General features: G+C 64.4%; 25 protein-coding genes. 12 read left to right on the forward strand and 13 right to left on the reverse strand.

Going from position 1 to position 25,190, the window contains the following annotated elements; translation table 11 throughout:
• Positions 1-88: 88 nt before the first annotated feature.
• From BLT08_RS21595 to BLT08_RS21610, 4 genes are all read right to left on the reverse strand, one after another.
• Positions 89-3,469 carry a PAS domain S-box protein gene (locus BLT08_RS21595; protein ID WP_090312201.1) on the reverse strand — a complete coding sequence of 1,127 codons (3,381 nt, stop codon included), beginning with the start codon at positions 3,467-3,469 and terminating at the stop codon, positions 89-91.
• Positions 3,470-3,570: 101 nt separating this feature from the next.
• Positions 3,571-4,740 (reverse strand): DUF7118 family protein, encoded by a 1,170-nt coding sequence (locus tag BLT08_RS21600; protein ID WP_090312203.1) that lies wholly within the window; start codon positions 4,738-4,740, stop codon positions 3,571-3,573.
• A gap of 6 nt (positions 4,741-4,746) precedes the next feature.
• Complete coding sequence (hisI, locus tag BLT08_RS21605) at positions 4,747-5,118, reverse strand: phosphoribosyl-AMP cyclohydrolase (RefSeq protein WP_090312206.1); 372 nt, start codon at positions 5,116-5,118, stop codon at positions 4,747-4,749.
• Between the two features lie 134 nt (positions 5,119-5,252).
• Positions 5,253-5,543, reverse strand: a complete 291-nt coding sequence (locus BLT08_RS21610; protein WP_090312208.1) for a hypothetical protein — start codon at positions 5,541-5,543, stop codon at positions 5,253-5,255.
• Between the two features lie 169 nt (positions 5,544-5,712).
• Between BLT08_RS21610 and BLT08_RS23675 the strand changes: the two genes are divergently transcribed.
• Positions 5,713-5,841, forward strand: coding sequence for a DUF7577 domain-containing protein (locus tag BLT08_RS23675; RefSeq protein WP_281245283.1), 129 nt, complete (start codon positions 5,713-5,715; stop codon positions 5,839-5,841).
• Positions 5,842-5,917: 76 nt separating this feature from the next.
• Here the strand turns inward: BLT08_RS23675 and BLT08_RS23240 are convergent, their stop codons facing one another.
• The 4 genes from BLT08_RS23240 to BLT08_RS21625 form a co-directional block, all read right to left on the reverse strand.
• Positions 5,918-6,088: a hypothetical protein gene (locus tag BLT08_RS23240; RefSeq protein WP_175529410.1), complete on the reverse strand. Its 171-nt coding sequence runs from the start codon at positions 6,086-6,088 to the stop codon at positions 5,918-5,920.
• Positions 6,089-6,193: 105 nt separating this feature from the next.
• On the reverse strand, positions 6,194-7,780 hold the full coding sequence (gene serA, locus BLT08_RS21615) for a phosphoglycerate dehydrogenase (RefSeq protein ID WP_090312210.1): 1,587 nt from the start codon (positions 7,778-7,780) through the stop codon (positions 6,194-6,196).
• Between the two features lie 204 nt (positions 7,781-7,984).
• On the reverse strand, positions 7,985-8,272 hold the full coding sequence (locus tag BLT08_RS21620) for a hypothetical protein (RefSeq protein WP_245724311.1): 288 nt from the start codon (positions 8,270-8,272) through the stop codon (positions 7,985-7,987).
• A 102-nt stretch (positions 8,273-8,374) separates the two neighbouring features.
• Positions 8,375-9,865, reverse strand: coding sequence for a PAS domain S-box protein (locus BLT08_RS21625; protein ID WP_090312212.1), 1,491 nt, complete (start codon positions 9,863-9,865; stop codon positions 8,375-8,377).
• A 135-nt stretch (positions 9,866-10,000) separates the two neighbouring features.
• Here BLT08_RS21625 and serB point away from each other — a divergent pair, with 135 nt between their 5' ends.
• Positions 10,001-10,651 (forward strand): phosphoserine phosphatase SerB, encoded by a 651-nt coding sequence (gene serB, locus BLT08_RS21630; protein WP_090312216.1) that lies wholly within the window; start codon positions 10,001-10,003, stop codon positions 10,649-10,651.
• 65 nt (positions 10,652-10,716) lie between these two features.
• On the opposite strand, the gene BLT08_RS21635 is transcribed toward serB, so the two are convergent.
• Positions 10,717-11,301 (reverse strand): GNAT family N-acetyltransferase, encoded by a 585-nt coding sequence (locus BLT08_RS21635; RefSeq protein WP_090312218.1) that lies wholly within the window; start codon positions 11,299-11,301, stop codon positions 10,717-10,719.
• Positions 11,302-11,519: 218 nt separating this feature from the next.
• Between BLT08_RS21635 and BLT08_RS21640 the strand changes: the two genes are divergently transcribed.
• Positions 11,520-12,281: a helix-turn-helix domain-containing protein gene (locus BLT08_RS21640; protein WP_090312219.1), complete on the forward strand. Its 762-nt coding sequence runs from the start codon at positions 11,520-11,522 to the stop codon at positions 12,279-12,281.
• Between the two features lie 277 nt (positions 12,282-12,558).
• Here the strand turns inward: BLT08_RS21640 and BLT08_RS21645 are convergent, their stop codons facing one another.
• Entirely contained in the window at positions 12,559-12,933 is a 375-nt protein-coding gene (locus tag BLT08_RS21645; protein ID WP_090312221.1) for a hypothetical protein, read from the reverse strand.
• A 155-nt stretch (positions 12,934-13,088) separates the two neighbouring features.
• Here BLT08_RS21645 and BLT08_RS21650 point away from each other — a divergent pair, with 155 nt between their 5' ends.
• From BLT08_RS21650 to BLT08_RS21660, 3 genes are all read left to right on the forward strand, one after another.
• Positions 13,089-14,603 (forward strand): amidohydrolase family protein, encoded by a 1,515-nt coding sequence (locus BLT08_RS21650; protein WP_090312223.1) that lies wholly within the window; start codon positions 13,089-13,091, stop codon positions 14,601-14,603.
• Between the two features lie 302 nt (positions 14,604-14,905).
• Positions 14,906-15,277, forward strand: a complete 372-nt coding sequence (locus tag BLT08_RS21655; protein ID WP_090312224.1) for a hypothetical protein — start codon at positions 14,906-14,908, stop codon at positions 15,275-15,277.
• Positions 15,278-15,430: 153 nt separating this feature from the next.
• Positions 15,431-16,039: a hypothetical protein gene (locus BLT08_RS21660; protein WP_090312226.1), complete on the forward strand. Its 609-nt coding sequence runs from the start codon at positions 15,431-15,433 to the stop codon at positions 16,037-16,039.
• A 96-nt stretch (positions 16,040-16,135) separates the two neighbouring features.
• Here BLT08_RS21660 and metX read toward each other — a convergent pair whose 3' ends face one another.
• Both metX and BLT08_RS21670 read right to left on the reverse strand, forming a co-directional pair.
• Entirely contained in the window at positions 16,136-17,341 is a 1,206-nt protein-coding gene (gene metX, locus BLT08_RS21665; RefSeq protein ID WP_090312228.1) for a homoserine O-acetyltransferase MetX, read from the reverse strand.
• 12 nt (positions 17,342-17,353) lie between these two features.
• Positions 17,354-18,691, reverse strand: a complete 1,338-nt coding sequence (locus BLT08_RS21670; RefSeq protein WP_090312230.1) for an O-acetylhomoserine aminocarboxypropyltransferase/cysteine synthase family protein — start codon at positions 18,689-18,691, stop codon at positions 17,354-17,356.
• A 201-nt stretch (positions 18,692-18,892) separates the two neighbouring features.
• Between BLT08_RS21670 and BLT08_RS21675 the strand changes: the two genes are divergently transcribed.
• Complete coding sequence (locus BLT08_RS21675; RefSeq protein WP_090312232.1) at positions 18,893-19,411, forward strand: methyltransferase family protein; 519 nt, start codon at positions 18,893-18,895, stop codon at positions 19,409-19,411.
• A gap of 126 nt (positions 19,412-19,537) precedes the next feature.
• A complete protein-coding gene (locus tag BLT08_RS21680) occupies positions 19,538-19,876 on the forward strand; it encodes a DsrE family protein (RefSeq protein ID WP_006092750.1) in 339 nt (112 codons plus the stop codon).
• Positions 19,877-19,905: 29 nt separating this feature from the next.
• Here BLT08_RS21680 and BLT08_RS21685 read toward each other — a convergent pair whose 3' ends face one another.
• On the reverse strand, positions 19,906-20,562 hold the full coding sequence (locus BLT08_RS21685) for a DUF6517 family protein (protein ID WP_090312235.1): 657 nt from the start codon (positions 20,560-20,562) through the stop codon (positions 19,906-19,908).
• A gap of 223 nt (positions 20,563-20,785) precedes the next feature.
• Between BLT08_RS21685 and BLT08_RS21695 the strand changes: the two genes are divergently transcribed.
• From BLT08_RS21695 to BLT08_RS21710, 4 genes are all read left to right on the forward strand, one after another.
• Complete coding sequence (locus BLT08_RS21695) at positions 20,786-22,009, forward strand: MFS transporter (protein WP_090312239.1); 1,224 nt, start codon at positions 20,786-20,788, stop codon at positions 22,007-22,009.
• A 128-nt stretch (positions 22,010-22,137) separates the two neighbouring features.
• Positions 22,138-22,701 (forward strand): plastocyanin/azurin family copper-binding protein, encoded by a 564-nt coding sequence (locus tag BLT08_RS21700; protein WP_090312241.1) that lies wholly within the window; start codon positions 22,138-22,140, stop codon positions 22,699-22,701.
• Positions 22,702-22,973: 272 nt separating this feature from the next.
• Positions 22,974-23,939 (forward strand): plastocyanin/azurin family copper-binding protein, encoded by a 966-nt coding sequence (locus BLT08_RS21705; RefSeq protein WP_090312242.1) that lies wholly within the window; start codon positions 22,974-22,976, stop codon positions 23,937-23,939.
• A gap of 97 nt (positions 23,940-24,036) precedes the next feature.
• Positions 24,037-25,149, forward strand: coding sequence for a pyridoxal-phosphate-dependent aminotransferase family protein (locus BLT08_RS21710; RefSeq protein WP_090312346.1), 1,113 nt, complete (start codon positions 24,037-24,039; stop codon positions 25,147-25,149).
• Positions 25,150-25,190: the final 41 nt, after the last annotated feature.

Genomic DNA, 25,190 nt, shown 5'->3' on the forward strand with positions numbered 1-25,190 from the left:
CGGACAGTCAGCCGCGCCGATCGATTCCGATCCAGAGTAACCGATGAGAGCCCGGAACCCGCTTTGGGGCCTCGAACGAGCGTAGCCGTCACTCGAACCGGCGATCCACCGCCGGTAGCGACACGGAGAACGTCGAGCCCTCGCCGGGCGTCGAGTCGACTCGGATCTCCCCGCCGTGGCGCTCGAGGATTCGCTGACAGAGCGCCAGTCCGATCCCCGTTCCCGGGTGTTCGTCGCGACTGTGCAAGCGCTGGAACACCTCGAAGATGCGGTGGGTCTCCGCGGGATCCATGCCGATCCCGTCGTCGCTGACCGAAACGGTCCACATCCCTCCGTTGCGTTCGCTCTCGATTCGGACCCGCGGCTCGTCGTCGCTGTACTCGAGCGCGTTCGAGAGGAGGTTCTGGAACACCTGCCGAAGCTGGTTGGCGTCGCCACGAACTCGCGGCAGCGACTCGACCGTGATCTCGGCGCGTTCCTCGTCGATCCGCAGCTGGAGGTCCTCGAGTGCGTCCGCGACGACGGTCTCGAGGTCGATCGGCTCGAGCGGATCGCCCTGCGTATCGACGCGTGAGTAGGCGAGTAGGCCGTCGATCATCTCGCGCATCCGGTCGGCGCCGTCGATCGCGAAGGCGAGAAACTCCTCGCCGTCGTCGTCGAGGTCGTCGCCGTACCGGCGCTCGACGAGCTGGAGGTAGCTCGAGACCATCCGTAACGGTTCCTGGAGGTCGTGGCTGGCGGCGTAGGCGAACTGTTCGAGCCGTTCGTTCGACGTCTCGAGTTTCGAGACCGTCTCCTCGAGTTTTCGCTGGTACTCCCGGCGTTCGGTGATCTCCGTCTGGGTGACGACACCGCGACTGATCTCGCCGTTCGCGTCGCGGACCGGCATCCCGTGGATCATGACGATCCGTTCCTCGCCGTCGGCGGCCTCGATCTCGAAGATATCAGGATCCGTGACGACCTCTCCCTCGAGGACGCGAGACATCGTCCACTCCCCGGGTTCGACCGACTCACCCGTCTCGGCCCACCGTGCGGTGTACTGCTCGTACTCCTCGACCGACGCCGCATCGAAGACGTCTCCGCCCCAGATCTCCTTGGCAGCGTCGTTAGCCTCGACGAGTTGGCCGTCGGCGTTCGCGACCACGACGCCGACGGGGAGGAGTTCGAACAGCGTCTGGAGCTGTTTCTGGCTCTTCTCGAGGGCAATTTCGGCGCGTTTTCGGTCCGTAATATCCGTGATCGCGCCGGGGAACGTCTCGGGAGTTCCCGTCTCGTCGGTCTCGACGTAGCCGCGAGCGACGACCCACCGGAGTTTCCCGTCGGCGTTCCAGACGCGGTACTCCTCCTCGTACTCGCCACAGGAGGCGACGGCGTCGGTGATCGCCGTTTCGACGCGCTCGCGATCCGCCTCGTGGACCGACGAGATGATCCGCTCGAGGGGAACGCCCTCCCGAGCGGCGTCGGGATCGAGGCCGAACGTGCGGGCGAACGACGCGCCGGTGACGAACCGATCCGTCTGAATCTGCCACTCCCAGGTGCCGACTGCGCCGGCCTCGGTCGCCGCCTCGAGCTGGGCTTTCGCGTCCTCGAGGTAGCGCTCGTAGGCTTTCTGTTCCGTGATATCCTGCGACATCGTCATTCCGGCAAAGACGTCGCCCCGCTCGTCCGTGATCGGAATCGCTCGCACGCGCCACTCGCGGTCCGCGTACTCCATCTCGGCCGCGGCTTCCTCTCCCTCGAGTGCGGCCCGAAAGATCGGCTCGAGCGCGTCGGCGGTGTCGTCGGGCCAGGCGTCTACGACGGTTTTCCCCTCGATATCGTCGGGTTCGACGGGGATACGATCGAACCCCTGTCCCGCAGCCAACGTGTACCGGAGATCGTGGTCGAACAGGGTCACGAGACCGCCGGGGAAGTAGTCGACCAACGTCCGATAGCGCTGTTCGGACTCCTCGAGAATCCGTTCGCGCTCCTTGCGCTCGGTGATGTCGCGGGTGACGCCGACGCGAACGTCTTCGTCCTCGAGAAGGGCGAATCGGCTCTCGACCGTGAGTTCCTCGCCCGTCGCCGTTCGGATCGTTTCTTCGAAGGTCGGGTTCGCGTCGGTCTCGTCCGTAGTCGATCGTTCCACTTCGACCGCGTCGAACTCGTCGCCGAAGACGACGGACGCGTGCGCGCCGAGCAGCCGGTCTCGGGAGAAGCCGGTCATCGCGAGGAAGCCGTCGTTGACCAGCGTGAACGTCCGGTCCGCGTCGAGCGCGTACACGCCGTCGTCGATCGTCTCGACGAGGGTCTCGTAGCGGTCGCGCTCTCGCTCGCGCACCTTCTGCTCTGAGACGTCGCGGAAGTAGATCGAAAGCCCCGTTTCGGAGGGGTAGACGTAGTCTTTGAACCAGGTGTCGAGCGCCGGATAGTACTCCGTGATGGAGGTCGACTCCTGGCTCTCCATCGCCTCACGGTAACACGTTTCGAACGGCGATCCGATCAGCTCCGGGAAGACGTCCCAGAGCGTCTCGCCGAGGAGATTCGCCCGTTCGATCCCGAGAATCTCTTCCCCTCGATCGTTGACGTGGGTGAATATCCAGTCCTCGTCGAGCGCGATGAGTCCGTCCGTGATCCGACCGTACACTTCGCTCAACTCCGCCGAAAGCTCGTCCGTGCGGCGCTCGAGTCGGCGTTCGCGCTCTTTGAGATCGGTGACGTCCTCGGCGGAGGCGACGACGCGGTCGATCTCGCCGTCCTCGGATCGCAACGGCGCGGTGCTCGTCGAGAGCCACCGGTCGTCGCCGCCGGGCCGTTCGATTCGAAGCACGCGATCGGAGACCGGTTCGCCCGTTGCCAGCGTCTGTGCGAACGGGTAGTCGTCGACCGAGAGTCGGGTTCCGGCTTCGTCGTAGACGACGCTGTCCGACGGCTCGTACGTGGCGGCCGTCTCCTGTGAGACGTCGAGAATCTCTCTGAGCCGTTCGTTCATCCGAGTGATCTCGCCGTCGGTGTCGAGCACCTGAATGCCGACGGGACTGGTCTCGAGGATCCGATCCGTCAGGTTGCGTTCGCGCTGGAGTTTCCGTTCGCGTTCGCGACGGTCGGTCATATCCCGCGTGACCTTCGCGTAGCCCTGGAGCGATCCGTCGTCGTCTCTGACAGTGGTGATGCGGACGTTCGCCCAGAACTCCGTCCCGTCTTTTCTGCGGCGCCACCCCTCGTCTTCGGTCGACCCCGAGTCGGCAGCGGCGTCGAGGTTCCTCGCTGGAACTCCCGCGTCCCGATCCGCGTCGGTGTAGAACCGCGAGAAGTGTTCGCCCAGAATCTCCTCGCGCTCGTAGCCTTTGATCTGTCTGGCCCCCTCGTTCCACGTGACGACGTAGCCCTCGGGATCGAGCATGAAAATCGCGTACTCCTCGACAGCGTCGACGAGCGAGCGGAACTGCTGCTCGCTCTCCTGGAGTTGCTGATCCCGACGTTCGGTCATGTATAGTACAGACGGCAGGGAAAGAAAAAGCCTCGCTCGTCTTCGCTACCGCGGTCCGGAACGTCCCAAACAGCTTCGCGACGATCGTCTCGAGTTCGTCCCTAGACGGGATCGTCGATCTCGAGCGTCGCTTCGAGCCGTTCCCGTTCAGTGCGCAGGGCCTCGAGTTCGTCCGCGACGCGGCCGTCGGCCAGCCGCTCGCGTTCGGCCGGGCTGAGCTGGGCGACCGCCTGGGCCGCCGTCTGCAGCCGGTCGTAATCGAACGCGGGATCGGTCGTGAGTCGACGGATCGAGCGGAGGTTCGCGACGCACTCCTCGTCCGCGACGCGGGCGACGAACGGGCGCATTTCGCGCGTCCGTCGCCGGAGGACCCCCGCCTCGTCCGGCGGCCACTCGATCGTCAGCGGCTCGGCGTCGATCCCGTCGAGGAACGTCTGCTGGGTCGCGACCCGCCGCTTGAGTTCGTCCGCGCTCGCGACGTAGTGGTCGAGTTTCGAGTGCGAGTAGTTCGCGTACTCGAGCAGTTCGGGGATCGTGTACTCGCCGGCCGGATCGTCTCGAACGTAGGCCGCCAGATCGTCCGGCGGCTGCTGGTAGTCGACGAAGGGGTACCAGCGACTCCGATCGAGCAGGGCGAACACGTCGCGGGCCGACGCCTCGAGTCGGAACGCCTGAAACGCCGCGTCGATCGCCTCGTTGTAGCTCTCGATCGGCTCGCGAAGCTCCTCGACTGGTGCCTCGAGATCCGCGTTCGCGAGTTCGAGCAGTCGCTCGTGATCCGCGATCTCGTCGTCGAGTCGTCGGTAGCGTTTCCCGGCCGCCGTCCGCGCGTCGTCGATCGCCTCGCGGGCGGCCTCGCGTTCTTCGAGCAGGTCGGCGTACTGGGCCGCCGGCTCTAAGGCGTCGTGTGCCCGCTCGAAATCCGACTCGCTGAGTCGCCGCTTGTCGATCGCGTCGAGGGCCGCCTCGAACGCCTCTCGGCCCTTCAGATCGTCGGGGAGACTCGTGACCAGCGAGTCGAACTTCCCCTCTAACTGGACGTAGGCCTGGAAGTTCTCTCGGCCGGTACCCGTCGCCCGATCGACGTAGTTCTCGAGGAGATCCGTCGCGTCCCGATACGCCTCGGCCGCGTCGGTGACGGCCTCGCCGCCGTGGTCCTCGATTCGCGCTTCGGCCCGCTCGAAGCGTTCGCGGGCCGCCTCGAGCGCCTCGAGCGGCGTCTGTTCGTCTGGGCTCGCATCCGCGCCGGAGTGGTGGACGCGTTCGCTCATGGGCGATTAGTCGTCGTAGACGGCGTCGGGATCGAACACTCGTTCGCCGACGTTCTCGCCCTCGACCGTGCGGTAGAAGCACGACCGGTGGCCGGTGTGGCAGGCGCCGCCCTCCTGGTCGACCAGGTAGAGCAACGTGTCGGCGTCGCAGTCGACGCGGACCTCGTCGACGGCCTGGGTGTGGCCGCTCGTCTTCCCCTTCTGCCACAACTCGTCACGGCTCCGGGAGTAGTAGTGGGCCATCCCGGTCTCACGCGTGCGCTCGAGCGCCTCGGGGGAGACGTAGGCCAGCATCAGCACCTCGCCCGTCTCGGCGTCCTGTGCGACGGCGGGGACGAGTCCGTCCTCGCCGAAGTCGACCGCAACGTCGTCGTCCATAGACGAGGGATGGTTTGGGAGGCCGATAGGTCTTTTGTCACCGTGTCACGTCTCGGCCGTCGCCCTCGGCTCATCGACATCCTCGCCGGGTTGGAACGCGACCGTCTCGAGTCGCGGACGGGTTCGAAAAATCGTCAGTTCGCCTGTCGCTTCTCGCTCCGGTCGTCGTCCTCGGACGGCAGCGCGAACAGGATCACGACGAGCGCCAACGCGACGAGCCAGAGTCCGAGAGCGAGCGGCCCGGCATCCGACGGCACGACGATCAGCCCGGACAGCACCTCGAGCCCGATCGTCAACAGGAGCAGGCCGAAGATCGAGATGACGGCGAGACCGAGCCCCTTGCGCAGCATCCACCGACCCTCCGCTGCGTCGGCGGTGGAACTCGGAGTCGATCGGGGTTCGGATGGGTGGGATGCGAGTGACATTGGGTTCGCCTCTCCGAGAACTACGCTCCCGATGGGGATAACCTCGCGTGCTGTGGATCGGACCTGTCGAGAGCCCAGCGGACGGTCGCAGTCTCGAGACCGGTGCGTCCCGTTCGGGCTTGCAAACGTCAGCGCACCCGATATTGGCCTCGAGACCGGAGCGTCGGCGATGGGTTCCAACACGCAGATCGATCAGCCGGTCAGATGCCGCGCCTGCGGAACGACGAACGATCACTACTACACCTACTGCCGGAACTGTCTCCAGACGCTGCCCGCGAAGCCCGACGCGAAACGGTGACCGCGAGGCCTCCGTCGCGAATACCGAGACGATACGCGCTCGATTCCGTGGACAGCCATCGCTCGCCGTGTATCGATTACACATCGGTCACGCGGCGGAACAGGTAGACGACCGCGATTGCGGTAAACAGATACCCGACCATCCGTCCGACGAACGGAATGAGCAGCAAGAGGACGACCGTGACGAGTGCAAAAACGACGACGAGTTCGACCGTTTCGGCGGCGGGGAGTGGGATCGAGCCGAGCATTCGGTCGCATCGTCACGCCCGACATACATTATTGTGGCAGAAATTCACTCTCGGAGATAAGACATCGCTCGGCCCGTTACGGAATCGACAGCGACCGAACCGTTCCTACGCCTGTCCGTTCAGCGTGATGTAGTTGATGCCGATGATCCGGTCGTCTTCCTCGAGTTCCTCCTTCGCTTCGTCGGGGACCTGACTGTCGACGTTGTACACCGTCAGCGCCTCGCCGCCGATGGTCTCGCGGGCGTTGAACATGCCGGCGATGTTGACGTCGTGTTTGCCCATCACGGAGCCGATGAGGCCGATGACGCCGGGTTCGTCGGTGTTGCGCGTGACGACCATCTTTCCGTGGGGGATGGCGTCGACGCGGTAGCCGTCGACGCGGACAATTCGCGGGTCGTCGCCCGCGAAGAGGGTACCGTCGACCGAGACCTCGTCGTCGTCGTTGCCGACGGTCACCGAGATCAGGCTCTGGAAGTCCGCGGCCTGCCGCGTTTTCGATTCCGTCACGTCGACGCCGCGGTCCTTCGCGATCTGCGGTGCGTTGACGGCGTTGACCTGCCACTCGAGCGGTTCGAAGACGCCTTTCAGGGCGCTGGCGGTGACGAACTCGACGTCCTCGTCGGCGATGTCGCCCTCGTAGGAGATTTCGATGTCCTCGATGCGGCCCTCGAGGAGTTGGGCGGCGACCTTGCCGGCCGTCTCGGCGATATCGATGTACGGCTCGAGGCGGGGGAACGCGGCTTCGTCGATCGACGGCGCGTTGAGCGCGTTCGCGACGGGGTCCCCGACGAGTGCGGCGCTGACCTGCTCGGCCGTCGAGGTCGCGACGTTCTCCTGGGCGGCCTCGGTCGACGCGCCGAGGTGGGGCGTGACGATGATGTCCTCGTGCTCGAGCAGCGGCGAGTCCGCCGAGAGCGGTTCCTCGGCGAAAACGTCCAGCGCCGCGCCGGCGAGCGTGCCGTCCTCGACTTTCGCTGCGAGAGCGTCCTCCTGAATGATGCCGCCGCGGCCGACGTTGACGATGTAGCCGCCCTCGAGCAAGTCGAGTTCGTCCTCGCCGATCATCCCCTCCGTCTCGGGGGTCAGCGGCGTGTGGATCGTCAGGAAGTCGGCGCGCTCGAGGCACGGTTCGAAGTCGACGAGTTCGGCGCCGAGACGGTCGGCGCGCTCCTCGGAGATGTAGGGATCGAAGGCGACGATGTCCATGCCCAGCGAGTCGAGTTTCTTGGCGACCTCCTGGCCGACGCGGCCGAGGCCGACGACGCCGAGCGTCTTCGTGTCGAGTTCGGCGCCGAGATACTCGCTTTTCGCCCACTCGCCGTTCTTCAGGCGGATGTGGGCCTGCGGGATCGAGCGCGCGGCCGCGAACGTCATCGCGACGGTGTGTTCGGAAGCCGCGCGAACGTTCCCCTCGGGAGCGTTGGCGACGATAACGCCTTCGTCCGTCGCAGCCTCGATATCGATGTTGTCGACGCCGATGCCGGCGCGGCCGACGATGACGAGTTCCTCGGCCGCCTCGAGGACCTCGTCGGTGACTTCGGTGCCCGAGCGGACGATCAGTCCGTGGGCGTCCGACACCGCCTCGAGGAGGGCCGCACCCTCGAGTTCGTAGCCTGTCTCGACCTCGTGGCCGGCATCTCTGAGTACGTCCAGACCCGCATCAGCGATCGGATCCGTGACGAGAACCTTCATGCGCGAGACAATCGTGTGGAGCAGGTAAACCCTTCCGTTGTTGGGAAGCGTGGCAAAAATTGTCCGCAGTGGGCTCACGGCCGATTCGAGGTGCGTCAGTAGTTGCCACGGCCTTCTCCCGTCGGTCCCCCACACGCGATCCGCTCGATCCGTCCCTCGAGCGAGGTCCTGGCCGTCCTGGCTTACGACGGTCCGACGATCCGGCTACCGACATGCCAGCTTCCACAGCCCCGCCGGCACGAGCATGAGAAACGGCGCGTACACCAGCGCGTCGAGACGAGCGTCCATGGAGACGCCGGGCGCGACGAGAAACGCGGCAGCCAAGAGAACGATACCGATGGCGAGGAGGACGGCACCGGCCGCGAGCGGACGGTTAACCGGCTCGAGATCGGTCGTCGCGACCGGGAGTTCGAAGACGTCGACCAGCCGTTCGGGGTCGGCGACCGGGCCGAGGCGGCGCTCGGTCTCCGTCGATCGGATCCCGGTGGTCACTAACGGAGGTAGCCCGCGATCAGCGCCGCCCGGACGACGCGTTCGGAGTGCTCCTCGAGCCGCCGAAAGCTGGATCACGGGACGGCGAGTCGACGAATCGGTTCAGTTCTCCAACGTGTTCTGCCGCGGCAGCGAGATCGTCACGCGACTCCCGTTCGCCGAACGGGAGTCGTACGCTAGCGAGCCGCCGTAATCGTCGAGGATCAACTCGGCGAGCCACAGACCCAGCCCGCTGCCGTGGTCGGTCTGAGTCACCGGCTCCTCGTTGAAGATACCGGTCTGTTCCGTTTCGGGAATTCCGGGACCGTCGTCGGTAACGGAAACGTCGACCGTCTCGGCGTCGGCGGTGACGCCGAGTTTCGCGACCGGGTGTCGCTGATCGGCGTGTTCGATCGCGTTCTCGATGACCTCGCGAAACACGGTCGCCAGCCGCTCGTCGGCGGTAACCAGCAGGTCGCCGTCGTCGGGGCGGACGATCGTGCTCTCGGGGTAGGTGTCACGGAGTTCGTCGACGACCGCGGACAGCACCGGTTGCAGGGCGACGGGATACTGTCGCGTGTGGCGCTCGAGCGTCGAGTCGGCTAGCTTCTTGGCGGTCTCGGTCGTGTCGATCAGTTCGGCGGCGGTCGCAGCGATCTCGGCCGCGTACGTCCGGAATTCGTCGTCGTCGACGTCCGACGCGAGCATCTCCGCGTAGCCGCTGATGACGTTGAGATCGTTGCGGAGGTTGTGCCGAAGCAGCCGGTGGAGGACGTGTAAGTGTTGTTCCCGGGTTCTGTGACCGGTGATATCCCGGCCCTCGGGGAGCAGCCAGCGGATCTCGCCGCGATGGTCCGTCACCGGACGGACGGAGAAGTCGATGATTGCCGTTCGGTCGCCCCCCTGGACGCGAACCTCCTCCCGAAAGAACTCCCCCTCCCTGGCGCACTCGACACCGTCACGGGCGATACGGCGCGCCCGGTCGGTCGACCGAAACCAGAACGAGTCCCAAAGCGGCGTTCCCACGAGGTCGTCGCGCTCGAGTCCGGTCGCGGAGAGCGTCGTCTCGTTGACCTCGAGCAGCGTTCCCTCGCGGTCGAGCAAGCCGGTGAACTGGTAGGTGTTGTTGAAGACGGCCTCGAACCGCCGTTCCCGAAGTTTCCGTTCGGAGATGTCCCGGAAGAGCCCGGTGAACAGCCGCGGATCCTCGCTTCGTGGATGCTCCCAGAGGCTGATCGACACAGGGACCTCGTGTCCGTCCTTGTGTACCGCCGGGAGTTCGACGCCGTCCCAGTCGATGTGTTTGTCGCCGGTTCGGATGTACGCCTCTAGTCCGGCGACGTGGGCCTGCTGGAGTCGCTCCGGAATCACGGTCAGCTTCGACTTGCCGACGAGTTCCTCGGGCGCGTAGCCGAGAACGTCTTCGATCGCCGGGTTCGCGAACACGATCGTGTGATCCTCGGCGATCGTGAGCACCCCCTCAGTGGTGTTTGCCACTAACTGACGGAAAAAAGAGCCCTCGTCGTGCGTCGCGAGGGGGTCCGGCAACGAATCAACGGTCCCGTCGCCACTCGATCCGGACCGGTCCCCCGCCCACTCGTCCGGATTTGACACAGCAGTGAGGAATAGTCGAGACAGTAAATACTCTGTGGGTCTCGAAGCTGCTGCATCGTCGGTATCCACTCGTAACGGATCGCGTGCGCGACGAAACCTGAACTGGTTTATCCGGGGCCGCACAACCGGCGGACGATGACAGTCGTCGCTTTCGACTTCGACGGGACGCTTTCCGACTCCGAGATGACCGTACTGCTCGGCGACCGGTGCGGGGTCGCCGACGACATGGCCGAAATCACCGAGGCCTCGATGAACGATGAGATCGACTACGCCGAAAGCCTGCGCAAGCGCGCGGCCCTGCTCGAGGGCCTTCCCGCTGACGACGCCCAGGCCGCCTTCGACGAGGTCGAACTCCGTGAGGGCGCGGCGGACCTGATCGCCGAACTGAACGAGGCCGGCGTCACGACCGCGATTCTGACGGGCGGGTTTGAACGCGGCGTCGCAACCGCACTCGAGCGCGAGGGCGTCTCGGTCGACCACATCGTCTCGAACCATCTGCCGATGAACGACGCGGAAACGGAACTAACCGGCGACGTAACGGGCTCGCTGATCGAGGGGACTAAAGACACCGCGCTCGAGAACCTCGCGAGCGACGTCGGCGCCGGCCTCGACGACTGCGTCGCGATCGGCGACGGCGCGAACGACCTGCCGATGCTGAAGGTTGCGGGCCTCGCGATCGGCTTCGAGCCGAAACCGGCCGTCGAACCCCACTGCGACGTCGTGGTCACCTCGATGGCCGAGGCCCGCGACGAACTGGTCGCGGACGGCGTGCTCGAGGAGCGCTAACAGTAGTTGATAATACGGTTTGTTTATTCAGAATCGGCTGTGAATTCGCGGACTGTATAGAGCGTCTACTTATCGTGTCTTGTTTGCTGATACTGTCCTTGAGTGACGGTGTAGCGGTGATGGTCTGCGATTTCGTCACCGATTGGCGTCCAATTTCGTAGGACACCATCGTATTGCCCTCCAACGGTATTGATGAACTTCTCGACGGCCCGCTTCGACCGCTCATTTCCTTCCTCATAGCCAATAGCCACCAGTTCGAGGTCAAGTTGGTCGAATGCGAGTTCAGTTAGTGCCGTTGCACACTCGCCTGCATACCCCTGTCCCCAGTACGGCTTGGCGAGAATGAACCCAATATTTCCCGTTTGACGTTCCCACTCGATTGATAGCACGGCGTAGCCAGCGAGGTTATTGTCGGAAGTATATACAGCATATTGTGCGGTCTCGGCCTCCTCCCACGCGGTTTCTGCCTTGATCAATTGGTCGCGGGCTTCCTTCACCGACGCGTACGGCTCCTGGGGAACGTACTCAAATACGTCTGCAACACCGTCACTTTCCTCCCCAAAGAGGTCATACAAGTCGAATACATCTACATACTCCTCGCGCAATGGGTTCAGGGTGAGAGAGTCCGTTTCGATGGTTTCGGGAAACATGAGAGAGACTATGAGACAGATTACTAAAATATTTGGAACGATAGATACGCATGTGTAGTGACCAAACGCCCCGATTCAGTTTCAGGTTCGATTCAAAATAAAGAAATCGCGCTACTATCTACTGCTAACGCGAGCGCGACAACGACGTGGCGCAGCGAGGTGGGCAGTTGGGATATGCCAACGGGACGTTGATACCGCCGTACCACGTTGGGATTCGTATGCGCGAATTCGCTTTTACGATCACCTACGATCGGGGTGCGGACCACCTGATGGACGCCTTTATCGACCATCCGGGACTCTACGCGCGGACCGTTTCGTGTCACGCGACCGCGGAGACGATGTGGCGACTCGACGAGGTGACGGGGCCGCACGACGCGCTTTCCGTCTACGATGACCGATTGGCGAATCTCACCCGCTGCTCGAGCGTGCGCGGGATGGGCGGCTGTCCGATCGACTGGACCTACGAAACCCTCGCCGAGCGGCCTACACGTCGGCTCATCTACTCCCGACAATCGGAGGGCAACGGCTGCCGATCGGTCCCCTACCTCGCCGCAACACACCTCGAGGACGGCGTCCTCTGTCGGGCCGAACAGCACGGTCACGAGTACAAGTGGCGCATTCTCGCCGAAGACGACGCCGCCGTTCGTCCCATCTACGACGAACTCGAGGGCAACCTGCGCGAAGGGCTCAGCCTCGAGTTCGAACGCGTCAGCGGCGCACGCGAGTGGCCAGACGAGAGTGCAACGCAGGCGGAGTTGCCCTACAAACAGCGCGAGGCCCTCGAGTTGGCCGTCGAGTACGGCTACTACGACAGTCCGCGACGCCACTCGATTCAGGAGATCGCCGAGATCGAGGCGATTCCGACCTCGACGCTGCAGTACCGACTGACTCAGGCCGAATCCTGGCTCGCGACGACGTTCGTCTCGAGCGAGACGGGCGACCCGATCGTGCAGGCGATGCAGCTGACGGCCGGCGATTGATCGGTGAGATTGGACACTAATTCAGCCAACCTTTTGCTCTGCGCTCCCTCGCTGCCGCTCGGTCGCTCGGCAAAACGTTGATGAAAAGCACTCCTCCCTCCCCTACAGGTCGGTCGTCGGCCCGCTCGCTCACTTCGTTCGCTCGCGGTGAGCGCACAGTCCTTCACCTGTACTGATCGATTAAAAGATTGCAATCCGGACAACCACCTGTGCAAGCGTGCTCTGTATTCGCACTACGTCTGAAAACTGTCACTGAGTACTGGTTTGACAGAATCAGCTACTCACTACTCGAGAGGACAAACACCGTCCAGGCAAGCGCCAGCACGCCGTAGACCAGATCAGCGCCGTACGCGGGTGGGACGAACGCAATCCAGAGCGCGCCACCAACAACGACACCAAGCAGTCCTGCCACGAGCGAGTAGCCCGACAACCGAGGGTGAAAGAAACCGCGTCCACTGTCAGTTGAATTTCTCCAGAACAGCACGCCCGAGCCGATGCCTGCGATCACGAGGACTGGCGTCACCCACGTGAACGTCGGTACGACGACTCCGGACTGCGTTCCGCCGAGCAGCAATACGGCAGAGAGGACAGCGAGGGCGAGCGCCTCGAGTGCGAATCGAACGGGAGACGAGCGGGCAGCGTACGCGGTCATCGTCGACACATGTAAATGAGTTGTATTTTTCACATAATCGTTTCGGTCGTCGGACCGGATAGAATTCGGTCGCTCGAGGGGTCTGTCACGAACCCGCCACGAGTTGGAATATACCGAACGAAATTCCAACTCCGATCGGACGGTACAATCGGGTGATGAACGCAGACGACAACGGAACCGACTCGAGCGTCTCGCGCCGGAACTACCTCGGACTCAGCGGCGGCGCACTGGCAGCGCTTTCCTTCGTCGGTCTCGGCAGCGCACACGAGGGCAAGCCCGGTCGCGGACGCGGCCGTGGACAGGGACCGGGCCACGGCGGCCTCGAGAACGGACGCCTCCTGATCGAAAACGGCACGATCGTCACCGTCGACGAGGAGTACGGCATTCTCGAGAACGCGGATCTGCTGGTTGAAGACGGCCGAATCGAGGAGATCGGGCACGACGTTCAGGCTCCGAACGCGGAGACTATCGACGCGAGCAACGCCATCGTCTTCCCCGGCTTCGTCAACGCTCACCACCACACCTGGCAGGCGGGCGTCCGCGGCGTCGCCGGCGACTGGTCGTTCATGGAGTATCTCGAGACGATGCTCGGCGAGATCAGCAGCCACTACACGCCCAACGACGTCTACCTGGGCAACCTCTTCGGCGCACTCGAGCAACTGAACGCGGGGACGACGACGGTGATGGACTGGTTCCACGTCGCCAACTCGCCCGGCCACACGAACCGAGCGATCGACGGACTCGAGGACGCGGGCATCCGCGCCGTCTTCGCCCACGGAACGCCCGGCGACGACAACGAGACGTGGTGGGACGAGAGCACGGAGCCCCACCCGGACGATATCCGTCGAGTACACGACGAGCGATTCGCCGACAGCGACGAGGACGACCTGCTCACGCTCGCGATGGGGATTCGCGGCCCCGACTACTCGAGCGACGAGGTCGTCACCCACGACATCGAACTCGCGCGCGAACTCGACATCCCGGCCTCGATGCACATCGGCTCGCTCGGTCCGGGCGGCGTCGAAACGCTCGCGGAACTCGACCTCCTGGGCGACGATCTGAACTACGTCCACGGCAACCGCTTGACTGACGAGGAGTTCGAACGCATCGGCGACTCCGGCGGCTCCGTCTCGATCACGCCGGAAGTCGAGATGCAGATGGGAATGGGGATGCCGCCGCTCCGAGAAACGCTCGAGGGCGGCGCGATTCCCTCGATCGGCGTCGACATCGTCTCGAACGTCAGCGGCGACATGTTCACCCAGACCCGAACCGCGCTCCAGACCCAGCGCGCACTCGACAACCAGCCGACCGTCGAGGCCGGCGAACAGGTCGTGGAGCTCTCGCTCACCGCCCACGACGCCCTCGAGTTCGCGACGATCGAGGGCGCACGCGCACTCGGCCTCGAAGACGAGGTCGGCTCGCTAACGCCCGGAAAACGCGCGGATATCGCCATGATTCGAACGGACGACATCAACACGGTGCCATCGCACAACCCGGTCGAAACGATCGTCTTCCAGTCCGGCGTCGAGAACGTCGATACCGTCCTCGTCGACGGGGACATCGTCAAACGCGACGGCGACCTCTACAACCAGACCGGTCGCCGACACCAGCACCAGCTCGTCCAGTCCGGTCGCCGCGTCCTCGAGCAAAGCGGTCTCCTCGAGGAATAAGTAGCCACTGACAGTCGGTGCACACCCAATCGCACGACAGCCGTGCGATTGGTGTGTAAACAGGTTCAGTTGGTACTGTAACGGACGCCCACCAGACGCGCCGAACGATCAGACCGTGGGCACGGGATCTGTCCGGCGCGTCGGAGACAGCACCCTCCGGACCGACCGTTCGAGACGCCGGCTTCCGTCGCATTCGAATCAACTGGTCGATCGTCGAACTGGTCGCACACAGCGAATATACTGCCGCAGAACCGATTTCGAGACCGAGAACGTTATTAACTCGACGTCGAGTAACTAGTTCCATGATGTGGCAAGACCTAATCTTCATGATCGGCAGCGGCCTTTCGATCGTCTTTCTCGCGCCGACGCTGCGCGACGCGACGGCCCGCGTCCCGCTCGGCACGAGCCTGCCGTCGATGGGAATCGGATTCGTCTACGGGGCGACGTTCTTCACCCTCGGCATGACCTTCTCCGCCGCCGGCTCGCTCGCGGCGGGGACGATGTGGGCCCTGATCGCGATGATACGGTCGCCGACCGGGATGGGCATCTCGGCGCGGTTTTTCCGCCTCGAGAGTCCCGCCTTGCTCGCGGCCGACCTTCGGCGCTGGATCGCCCAACAGCGCGCCGAGCACTCGCGAGCCGAGCAGTTCGTCTCGTCCGACTACGGCTACTAACTGCGTCTCGCTACGACACGCGGTTTCGACGCCGATTCAGCCGCTATTACTGATACACGACGGCTCCAACTGAGTCGGGGCTTCGGGATACAAGTCATCTTGGATGAAAATCTTATCAGAAAGGATAAATAATAGACATGAGTGTCGTCGACCATGTCAGATTCGAACATCGAAGCAGAGGGAAACCCCACAGGCGACGCAGACAGCCCCGGTCAGGGACAGCCCGTACAGCCGGCCGCAGACGAGGAGTCGGTCACCGACCTGCTCACGGAGCCGCTCACGCAGGCGTACGTCAAGGCGATCGTCGCGCTCTATGCGCTCCTGGGTGCCGGAATGGGACTGATGGTCATCGCCGCCGACGTCATCGATCAAGATTTCCTCGACATTTCCGGCGCCAGCAACCTCAACGTTTCCGGTAGCGCCACGCTCGTCGATGCCGGATTCGCCGAAATTCCGATTGTCGGTGCACCGTACATCGCGGCGGTGCTCGCACTGCTCGTTGGGGGTTATCTCGCTGTTCGAATGACGGCCGAGGACAGGCAAGTGATGATCACGGGTGCCGCAGGTGCCGTTGCAGGTACGTTCGTTCTGTGGACCCTCTCCTCGTTCCTCGCGGCATCGCAAGTCGACAACGCCAGCATCGACATCGGTGGACTGCTCGTCAACGGGATCTTCCTCGGCCTCTTCGTCGGCACGATCGCCGCGGGAACCGTCTACATTGTGCGCAACCTCGTTCCCGACGTCGAATCGCCGGCCGTCTGATCGGTTCGACTACCGGGTAACGAAGATTGCATCGAACGAGGAACGACGGGACGGGCGATTGCACCGCCTACAACGATTTTCGAGACCGCGTTAGACTCACTCCGAAAAGAGACTCGTGTGGACCGGCGCGAACGATTCCGGCTCTTCGGGCTCCGACTCGGTGTCGGTGATCGTCCGTCCGGCGAGTCCGGCCTCGAGCAACTCCGAGAGCGGCGGACCAACTTTTTCGGGTTCGACGAGGAAGGCGTCGTGGCCGTGGTCGGACTCGACGACGTGGTGGGCGACGTCGACGTCGGCTTCGCGACAGGCGTCGGCCAACGCTTCGGACTGCTCGACGGTGAAGTGCCAGTCGCCGGTAAACGAGAGCAAGAGCAGTTCGCCCTCGAAGGCGGCCAGCGCGTCGGCGTCGGACTCGTACCCCGCCGAGAGATCGAAGTCGTCCATCGCCCGCGTCATGTAGAGGTAGCTGTTCGCGTCGAACCGATCGGTGAACTTGTCTGCCTGATAGTCGAGATAGGACTCGACCTCCCGATACGGGAAGAAGGCCGCCGCGGGATCCGGCGGCGTCTCGCGGACGGCCTCCCGGCCCGCCGACCGGCGGCCGAACTTCCGGGACATCGAGGCCTTCGAGAGGTACATGATGTGACCGATCTGGCGCGCTCGAGCCAGTCCGTCGTCGGGTCCCGGCCCGTCGTAGTAGTGGCCGCCGTTCCAGTTCGGATCGCTGGTGATCGCCCGACGGGCGACCGTGTCGAGCGCGAGACACTGCGGGTCGAGTCTGGCCGCCGTGGCGACGCCGGCGGCGCGCTCGACGTCGTCGGGGTAGCGCCGCAGCCAGTCGAGGACGTTCATGCCGCCGACGCTGCCGCCGACGACCGCGTGGAGGCGGCCGACGCCGAGTTCGTCCAGCAGTTGCCGTTGGGCGCGGGTCCAGTCGCCGACCGTGACGGGCGGGAAGTCGGTACCGTAGGGTTCGCCCGTCTCGGGGTTCTCGCTCGAGGGGCCGGTCGTGCCGTAACACGATCCCGGCGCGTTCGCACAGACGACGTAGTACTCGCTGGTGTCGATCGCCTTCCCGGGACCGACGACGTCGCCCCACCAGGCGCGGGCCTGTCCCGCCGTGTCGCCGCCGGCGTCGGGCCGGCGGGCGACGTGGGAACTGCCGGTCAGCGCGTGACAGACGAGCACCGCATTGTCGCCGGTGAACTCGCCGTACGTCTCGTAGGCCACCTCGAGGGACGGAATCGTCTCGCCCGAGAGGAACTGGAACTCGCCGAGGTCGATGGTGTTCTTGGTCGTCATCGGTATCTGGGTTCAGTCGCCACCTGCGTCGGCCGCCGCTCGGGTCGCCGCGTCGATGGCCTGTTCGAGGTCGGCCAGGATGTCTTCGGGATCCTCGATCCCGACGGACATTCGGACGAGGTCGTTCGTTACGCCCGCCTCTTCCCGTTCTTCGGGCGTCAACTGGCCGTGCGTCGTGCTCGCCGGGTGGATCACGAGCGTCTTCGCGTCGCCGATGTTCGCGAGGAACTGGGCGACCTCGACGTTCTCGCAGAAGGCCTTGCCCGCATCGTATCCGCCCTCGAGTCCGAAGGCGACCATCCCGCCGAAATCCGCGAGATACCGCGAGGCGTTGTCGTGGGTCGGGTGGTCCTCGAGACCCGGCTGGGTAACCCAGGCGACGTCCTCGTGGTCCACCAGGTAGTCCGCGACGATGGACGCGTTCTCGCAGTGTTTCGCGACGCGCAAGGGCAGCGACTCGAGTCCCTGTAGCGTCTGCCAGGCGTCGAAGGGGGATTGCTGGTTGCCGAGGCTTCGGAGGGAACGGAATCGTACCGTCTCGGCGAAGGGGGCGTCGGGGAAGTCCCGCGAGAAGTCTACGTCGTGGTAGGCGTGGTTCGGGCCGGCGACCTCGTCGTAGCCGTGCTCGCCCCACGGGAACGTGCCGCCGTCGACGAGGATGCCGCCGACAGTCGTCCCAGAGCCGTGGAGCCACTTGGTCGTCGACTCCCAGACGATGTCGGCGCCGTGCTCCAAGGGACGACAGAGCGCCGGCGTCGCGAAGGTGTTGTCCACGACGAGCGGGACGCCGTTGTCGTGGGCGATTTCGGCGACGCGCTCGAAGTCCGGCGTCACGAGCGAGGGGTTGCCGATCGTCTCGACGTGGACGAAGGCGGTGTCCTCGTCGATCGCTTCCTCGTAGGCGTCGTACTCGAGGGTCGGAACGAACGTCGTCTCGATGTTTCGCCGAGAGGCGGTCTTCGAGAAGTAAGCCGTCGTCCCGCCGTAGGTGTCTGTCGAACAGACCACGTTGTCGCCCGCCTCCGCGAGGACGAGCACCGCGGAGTCCAGCGCGGCCATCCCGCTGGCCGTCGCGACCGCGCCCGCACCGCCCTCGAGCGAGGCGAGGCGGTCCTCGAGGGTCGTGACGGTGGGGTTGGCGATGCGAGAGTAGATGTAGCCCTCGGCCTCGAGGGCGTAGAGGTCGGCGGCGGCGTCGGCGTCGTCGAAGACGTAGGAGGTGGTCTGGTAGATCGGCGGAGCCATCGCGCCCGTCTCGGGGTCGGGCGATTGGCCGGCGTGTACGCTACGTGTCCCGAGACCGCGCTCGGGACAGGGTCGCTCAGTCCCGTCGCTCGCGTCGTCGCTCATGTTTAGTATGCATACTACTGCACGTTCTTATGCGTCTCAGTAACGGCAAAAACCGCAGCCGATTCGGTGGGATTGACACGCAGAGTGGGGATAGATTCGACGGCCGCCGCCCGTTTGCCGCGCGAGCGATTCGCTTCGGCAGGTCGGTCGCCGATCGGTTATATCACCGCTCGCGGAGTACGTCGGCGGGAGGAGATTCCGATGTCGTCATTACCCGTGCTACTAAAAACGGCGGTGTTCACCGTCGTCGTTCCGGGAACCGTCGTCGAAGGCATTCCCCGAGTGCTCGCTCGATACGATCGCGAGTCGCCGACGCTCGACTCCCGCGGAGCTAGGGTCGTCGGAGCCGTCTCGTTCGTCGCCGGCGCGTTGCTGTACCTTCACACCGCGTTGCGGTTCTCGAGCGAGGGCAACGGAACGCCCGCCCCGAGGGACGAACCGGACGAACTCGTCACCGGCGGCGTCTATCGCTACTCGCGAAATCCGATGTACGTCGGCGTACTGTTGCTCATCGTTGGACAGGCCGTCCGGTACAAGTCGATTCACGTGCTGTGGTGGGGAGTCGTCTGCTGGCTCGGCTTTCACCGACGGATCGTCGAGTTCGAAGAACCACACCTGCGCAAGAAACACGGCGAGACCTACGAGGCGTACTGTGAACGCGTACCTCGATGGCTTCCGACCGGACGGTCGCAGGCGGAAACTAACTTGCAGACCGGGTAAACCGGCCGCAATCACGCCGCACGACGTCCCGAACGAACCGCGGGGTGCTCGAGCGGTCGACCACTCGTCGTGACCGCTACCGTTGCAAGCCCAACCACTACGCCAGCGTACGGCGGAGCCACGACCGTGCAGACAGTTTTCCACCTCATCGCGGCCGAACCGGACCAGCAACGGACGGCGCTTACCATCGCCGAAAACCTCACGAAGGACGACTCCGTCGACGTGGACGACGTCGCCGTCGTCGCACAGGCCGACGGAATCGAGCCCCTGACCGCGGGCGGCGAGGGCAGCGAGACGGTCGAGTCGATGCTCGAGCGCGGAATTTCGTTCAAGGCCTGTAGCAACACGCTCGATCTGAAGGACCTCACGGAGTCGGATCTCGTCGACGGCGTCGAGACCGTCTCCTCCGGCGGCGGCGAACTGACGCGGCTGCAGGACGACGGCTACGCTTACATCCGTCCGTAGGTCGATTCATCGCCCCCTTGTGGACTCCCTCACTCGTGTTCGAGACGCTCGAGCAGCGTGCGAACCGCACCCGACTCGGTCTCGAACCCGTGTACCTGCGGGTAGACCGCGACGCCGATCACAAAGTCGTCGCCGTGGGAGACGGGTTCGGTGAGTTGCACGTAGACGTCGATCGTGGTCGCGGCGGGGATCAGCCTCGCTGCGGCAGTGTACCGGACGAGTGTCGTCTCCGTTCCCAGTATCGACACCGACGACTCGTCGACGCGGTCGACGTCCTCGAGTTCGTCGTAGCGGTCCTGCATCATCTCCACGAGTTCGTCCGTCGAGAACTCGCCGACGGGGTTGAACGTCCGCCCGAGAAAGGACACCTGCGGCGTCGTCAGGACGGAGACGACCGCCGCCTGCACGCGCGACAAGCCCGGGAGACCCAGCGAGAGCGACCGATCGTACTCGGCGTACCAGTTGGTCACCGAGATCGAACGCTTGAAACCGAACCGACTGATGGTTCGCTCGACGACGACCTCCTCGACGGCGTGTTCGCTGTATCCCGTCTCCTCGAGTGCCGACGGGGAGACGACCGCTGGCATCGACGAGAGGGAGTCCTCGAGCGCACCGGAACAGCCGGCGAGCGCTCCTGCACCGGCGGTCGCTCCCGCAACGAGCACGTCCCGGCGTGTGACTGTCATCGACTCATTCAGGTCAGCACCGAACGAAAGCGTATCGGTTCTCGGCGAACGCTATCGGAGGAGCGATTCGACAGTATTGTCGTCGCGAAAACGGATCGGGAGAGCCGTGCAGGGCGACGTGCTCGAACCCGAAGGCGGCGATACGCACGAACCCGCAAGCGGCGACGTATTCGCTCCATCCGAGACGAACGACTTCATAGTCCCGTAGTATCAAGGGTGAGGCGTGCACTCGAGTGACCGTGACCGGGTCGTCCTCGCTACCGTCGTCTTCGCCGTGCTGTTCTCGCAGTTGTTGCTCTACCCGGGCGTCGGCACGCTCGTCGAGGTGCTGGGGGCCGACGAGACGACGTCGGCGTTCGCGGCGACCGAACTCGACGCGAGCATGTGGTTTCTCGTCGCGGAGTTCGCCGCGTACGTCGCCTTCGTCGGCGTCTGGGGCCTCGCGAGCGACGTGACGGGGCGACGAACGCCGTTCATCGTCGCCGGGGCGCTGGCGGGGGCCGTCGGCTACGCCGCGCTGGCCGCCGTTCCCGCGATCGGATCGATCCCGTTCGAGGGCGTTCTCGCCCTGCGAGTCTTCCAGGGCGCGATGACGATCGGGGCGTTCTCGCTGACGATGACCATGCTGATGGATCTCGAGGGCGGCCACGGCCGAAACATGGGCGCGGCCGGAATCGCGATCGGACTCGGCGCGGCCCTCGGCGCGCCGATCGGCGGTCAGCTCACCGAACTCGACCCGCTCGCGCCGCTGCTGGGCGCCGCCGTCTTGCTCGTCTGCGTCGGCGCGCTCGTCACCCGCGTCGACGATCGCACGCCGGATAGTCGGCGAACCGCTCGAGCGCTCCTCGAGGGCGTTCGAACGCGACCGACGCTCTCGATCCCCTACGCCTTTGGCTTCGTCGACCGACTGACGGCGGGCTTTTTCGCGCTGGTCGGGACGCTCTACTTCCAGGAGGCGTTCGGCATCGGTCCCGCCGTGACCGGACTCTTGCTGGCCTGCTTTTTCGCACCGTTCGCGCTGCTGCAGTACCCCATGGGCGCGCTCTCGGATCGCATCGGCCGGACGGTCCCGATCGTCGTCGGCTCGCTGTGTTACGGGCTCGGCATCCTCGCGGTCGGCGCCGCCCCGTCGGTCGCGACGGTCGCCGTCGCGATGGTCGCCGTCGGCGTTCTCGGCGCGCTGGTTTCGCCGGCCACGATGGCGCTCGTCACCGATATCGCCGCCGAGAGCGAACGTGGGGTCGCGATGGCCGGCTTCAACATCGCCGGCAGTCTGGGCTTTCTCGGCGGCTTTCTGATCGGCGGTACCGTCGCGAGCACCTACGGCTACGATCTCGCCTTCCTCGTCGTCGGCAGCCTCGAGATCGTGATCGCACTGATCGCCGTCCCGGTGTTCCTCCGCTGGTCGCTCGGGCGCAACGACCACCTCGATCACGGTCGTATCTGATCGCCGTTACGTTCTTTCCGATCAGTCGCTGGCCGAGAACTACCAGGAGGATCACTGGTATGTAACCGCATGACAGCGTCACGATAGAGGGTATCAATTTTTATGTGCTCAACCCTAACCTTCGGTTGATGACGCGAGACAACGCAATTTCACGGCGAACCGCGCTGAAGCTCACCGGTGCGGCCGCAGCGACCGCGCTGGTCGCCGGCTGTGGTGACGACGACGACGATGACAACGGGAACGGCAACGGCGACGATGGCTTCGAGATCGAGCCCGGCACGGAGATCACCTTCGACGGCCAGCAGAGCGGCTGGGAAGGACTCTCACCGGACGAGATCGACGGCGAAGTGAACCCGACGCTCATCCTCCAGGAGGGTGAAACGTACGATATCGGCTGGACCGAAGGCGACGGCATCGCACACAACATCGAGATCTGGGACGAAAACGACGACCTCGTCGAGGACTACGAGACCGACCAGGTCGAAGAGCCCGACGACGACCAGATGCTCGAGATCGAAGTCACCGACGAGATGGCCTACTACGTCTGCGAACCGCACGACGGTTCGATGCGCGGCGAGATCGTCGTCGAGGAGGGTGACGGCGGAAACGGTGACGACGAGAACGGTGAAGACGAAAACGGTGAGGACGAGAACGGAAACGGCGACGACAACGGCAACGGCGACGACGAGTAACGACGGCGTGACTCGCGCCGCGTTCCGACGGCGTCAAACCGTTGCATCACCCGGTATTTGTCTCGACTTTTTCGGCTCTGCGGGTCGCTTTTTTGCGCAACTGACGGCGAGACTACAGTCCGCGATAGCCTGACAACCAGCCGATCGAGAGACGACAACGCGGCGGGGTGAGGGCTGCAGCAGTCGAACCGGTGGCGACTCACCGGTCAGTCTCTCCGCTGCCGCCTCGAGTGAACGGTTGGTTTTATGAAGTTTGTCGGGAAGGAGTACACATGCCAACTGCCGATTTGGTTACACGTCGGACGCTGCTTTACGCCGTCGGTGCTGGGGCCGGGGCCGGAACGCTCGCGGGCTGTGTCGACCAGGCGGAGACCGACGAGACCGGCACTACGGACGACGATGATGACGGCGATACCGACGACGGGTCGACCGACGACGCCGACCCCGGAGCGGAACCCGACGCCGACGAGAGCAACGCTGACGACGAGACGACCGACTCCACACTCGAGCCCGGGACGCAGATTCGATTCGACGGCCAGACCAGTGGCTGGGTCGGTCTCGGACCCTCGACGATCGAAAACGAAGAGAACCCGACGCTCACCCTCGAGGTTGGCGAGACGTACGAGATCGGGTGGACTCGTGGCAACGGACAGGCCCACAACATCGAGCTCCGGGATCGGAACGACGAGGTCGTCGACGACTATCGGACCGATCTGACCGACGCCGAGGAGCCCGACGACCAGCGACTCGAGTTCGAAGCGAGCGAGGAACTGGCGTACTACGTCTGTGACCCCCACGCCGCCTCGATGCGCGGCGAAATTCGGATCGACGGAACCGAGCCGTCCGCGGACGATCGCGGCCGTCACGATGACGACAGCGACGGCGGGACCGAAACCGGCGACGCATTCAGTATCGATCCCGGGACGACCATCGTCTTCGACGGCCAGACGGCCGCCTGGGAGGGGCTCGAGCCGGCGGTGATCGGCGGCGAAGAAAACCCGACGCTTGCCCTCGAGGAAGGCGAAACCTACCGGATCGGCTGGGAGGGAAGCGACGGCCTCCACCATAACATCGAGCTGTGGGATCGAGACGACGAGGTCGTCGACGACTACCGAACCGACGTCACGGACGAGCCCGGCGACGACCAGTTTCTCGAGTTCGAAGCGAGCGATGAACTGGCGTACTACGTCTGTGCGCCCCACGCCGCGTCGATGCGCGGCGAGATTCTGCTCGAGTGATCGATAGCGGAAAGATGCGGCGAGAACTGCCGAGTGACTGCGGCATCAAAAGTACCATACCGTCTCGCGACCCAGTAGCTCGTATCAGGTGGCTTTCGTGACCGAAAAACGCGAGTACAAAGACGAGTACCCCGACAAGACGCTGTATATTCCGGGTCCGACCGAGGTCCGCGAGGACGTCGTCGAGGCGATGTGCGAGCCGATGTTCGGCCATCGCATGGACCGAATGACGGACCTCTATACGACCATCGTCGAGGACACGAAGGAGTTCCTCGGCACCGAGAACGAGGTCGTCATCCTCACGGGTTCGGGAACCGAGTTCTGGGAGGCGTCGACGCTGAACCTCGTCGACGAGAACATCCTCGTTCCGACCTGTGGCAGCTTCAGCGAACGCCACGCCAACGTCGCCGAGCGACTTGGCAAAAACGTCGACCGCCTCGAGTACGAGTGGGGGCGGGCGATCAAGCCCGAGGACATCCGCGAGGAACTCGAGACGAGCGACAAACACTACGACGTGGTCGCGACCGTGATGAACGAGAGTTCGACGGGCGTCCGCAACCCCATCGAAGAGATCGGCGACGTCGTCGCGGAGTACCCGGACACGTACTTCGTCGTCGACGCGGTCTCCGCGCTCGGCGGCGATTACGTCGATATCGACGAACACAACATCGACGTCATCTTCGCCTCGAGTCAGAAGGCGTTCGCCATGCCGCCCGGACTCGCGATCTGTGTCGTCAGCGACGAGGCCTACGAGCGCGAACTGCAGAAGGAGTCCGCGTCGTGGTACGGCGGCTTCCAGCGCACGATCGACTACTACGACCGAAAGGGCCAGACCCACTCCACGCCGGCGATTCCGATCATGCTGGCGTACCACAAACAGATGAAGTACATGCTGGAGGAGGGCCACGAGGGCCGCAGCGAGCGGCACCGCGAGATGGCCGAGTACGTCCGCGAGTGGGCCGACGAACACTTCGACATGTTCCCCGAGGAGGGCTACGAGTCCCAGACGGTGGCCTGTATCGAGAACACCCAGGGGATCGACGTCGCCGAAACCATCGAGACCGTCGACGAGGAGTACGGGATGGTCTTTTCGAACGGCTACGGCTCACAGCTCGGCGAGAAAACGTTCCGCATCGGCCACATGGGCGAACACGACCTCGAGTCGATCAAGGAGTTGACCGACGCCATCGAGGACGTCGCCGGACTGTAGTCGACGGTCCAAGCATGTAGCACACCGGTCAGAAAAGCGTT

Source organism: Natronorubrum texcoconense, assembly GCF_900100335.1.
In the GTDB taxonomy this organism is placed as follows: Archaea; Halobacteriota; Halobacteria; order Halobacteriales; family Natrialbaceae; genus Natronorubrum; species Natronorubrum texcoconense.

Excerpts from the sequence above, each read along its gene's own strand:
- BLT08_RS21595 (WP_090312201.1), bottom strand. The coding sequence starts at position 3,469 with ATGACCGAACGTCGGGATCAGCAACTCCAGGAGAGCGAGCAGCAGTTC.
- BLT08_RS21600 (WP_090312203.1), bottom strand. The coding sequence starts at position 4,740 with ATGAGCGAACGCGTCCACCACTCCGGCGCGGATGCGAGCCCAGACGAA.
- hisI (WP_090312206.1), bottom strand. The coding sequence starts at position 5,118 with ATGGACGACGACGTTGCGGTCGACTTCGGCGAGGACGGACTCGTCCCC.
- BLT08_RS21610 (WP_090312208.1), bottom strand. The coding sequence starts at position 5,543 with ATGTCACTCGCATCCCACCCATCCGAACCCCGATCGACTCCGAGTTCC.
- BLT08_RS23675 (WP_281245283.1), top strand. The coding sequence starts at position 5,713 with ATGGGTTCCAACACGCAGATCGATCAGCCGGTCAGATGCCGCGCCTGC.
- BLT08_RS23240 (WP_175529410.1), bottom strand. The coding sequence starts at position 6,088 with ATGCTCGGCTCGATCCCACTCCCCGCCGCCGAAACGGTCGAACTCGTC.
- serA (WP_090312210.1), bottom strand. The coding sequence starts at position 7,780 with ATGAAGGTTCTCGTCACGGATCCGATCGCTGATGCGGGTCTGGACGTA.
- serB (WP_090312216.1), top strand. The coding sequence starts at position 10,001 with ATGACAGTCGTCGCTTTCGACTTCGACGGGACGCTTTCCGACTCCGAG.
- BLT08_RS21635 (WP_090312218.1), bottom strand. The coding sequence starts at position 11,301 with ATGTTTCCCGAAACCATCGAAACGGACTCTCTCACCCTGAACCCATTG.
- BLT08_RS21640 (WP_090312219.1), top strand. The coding sequence starts at position 11,520 with ATGCGCGAATTCGCTTTTACGATCACCTACGATCGGGGTGCGGACCAC.
- BLT08_RS21645 (WP_090312221.1), bottom strand. The coding sequence starts at position 12,933 with ATGACCGCGTACGCTGCCCGCTCGTCTCCCGTTCGATTCGCACTCGAG.
- BLT08_RS21650 (WP_090312223.1), top strand. The coding sequence starts at position 13,089 with ATGAACGCAGACGACAACGGAACCGACTCGAGCGTCTCGCGCCGGAAC.
- BLT08_RS21655 (WP_090312224.1), top strand. The coding sequence starts at position 14,906 with ATGATGTGGCAAGACCTAATCTTCATGATCGGCAGCGGCCTTTCGATC.
- BLT08_RS21660 (WP_090312226.1), top strand. The coding sequence starts at position 15,431 with ATGTCAGATTCGAACATCGAAGCAGAGGGAAACCCCACAGGCGACGCA.
- metX (WP_090312228.1), bottom strand. The coding sequence starts at position 17,341 with ATGACGACCAAGAACACCATCGACCTCGGCGAGTTCCAGTTCCTCTCG.
- BLT08_RS21670 (WP_090312230.1), bottom strand. The coding sequence starts at position 18,691 with ATGAGCGACGACGCGAGCGACGGGACTGAGCGACCCTGTCCCGAGCGC.
- BLT08_RS21675 (WP_090312232.1), top strand. The coding sequence starts at position 18,893 with ATGTCGTCATTACCCGTGCTACTAAAAACGGCGGTGTTCACCGTCGTC.
- BLT08_RS21685 (WP_090312235.1), bottom strand. The coding sequence starts at position 20,562 with ATGACAGTCACACGCCGGGACGTGCTCGTTGCGGGAGCGACCGCCGGT.
- BLT08_RS21700 (WP_090312241.1), top strand. The coding sequence starts at position 22,138 with ATGACGCGAGACAACGCAATTTCACGGCGAACCGCGCTGAAGCTCACC.
- BLT08_RS21705 (WP_090312242.1), top strand. The coding sequence starts at position 22,974 with ATGCCAACTGCCGATTTGGTTACACGTCGGACGCTGCTTTACGCCGTC.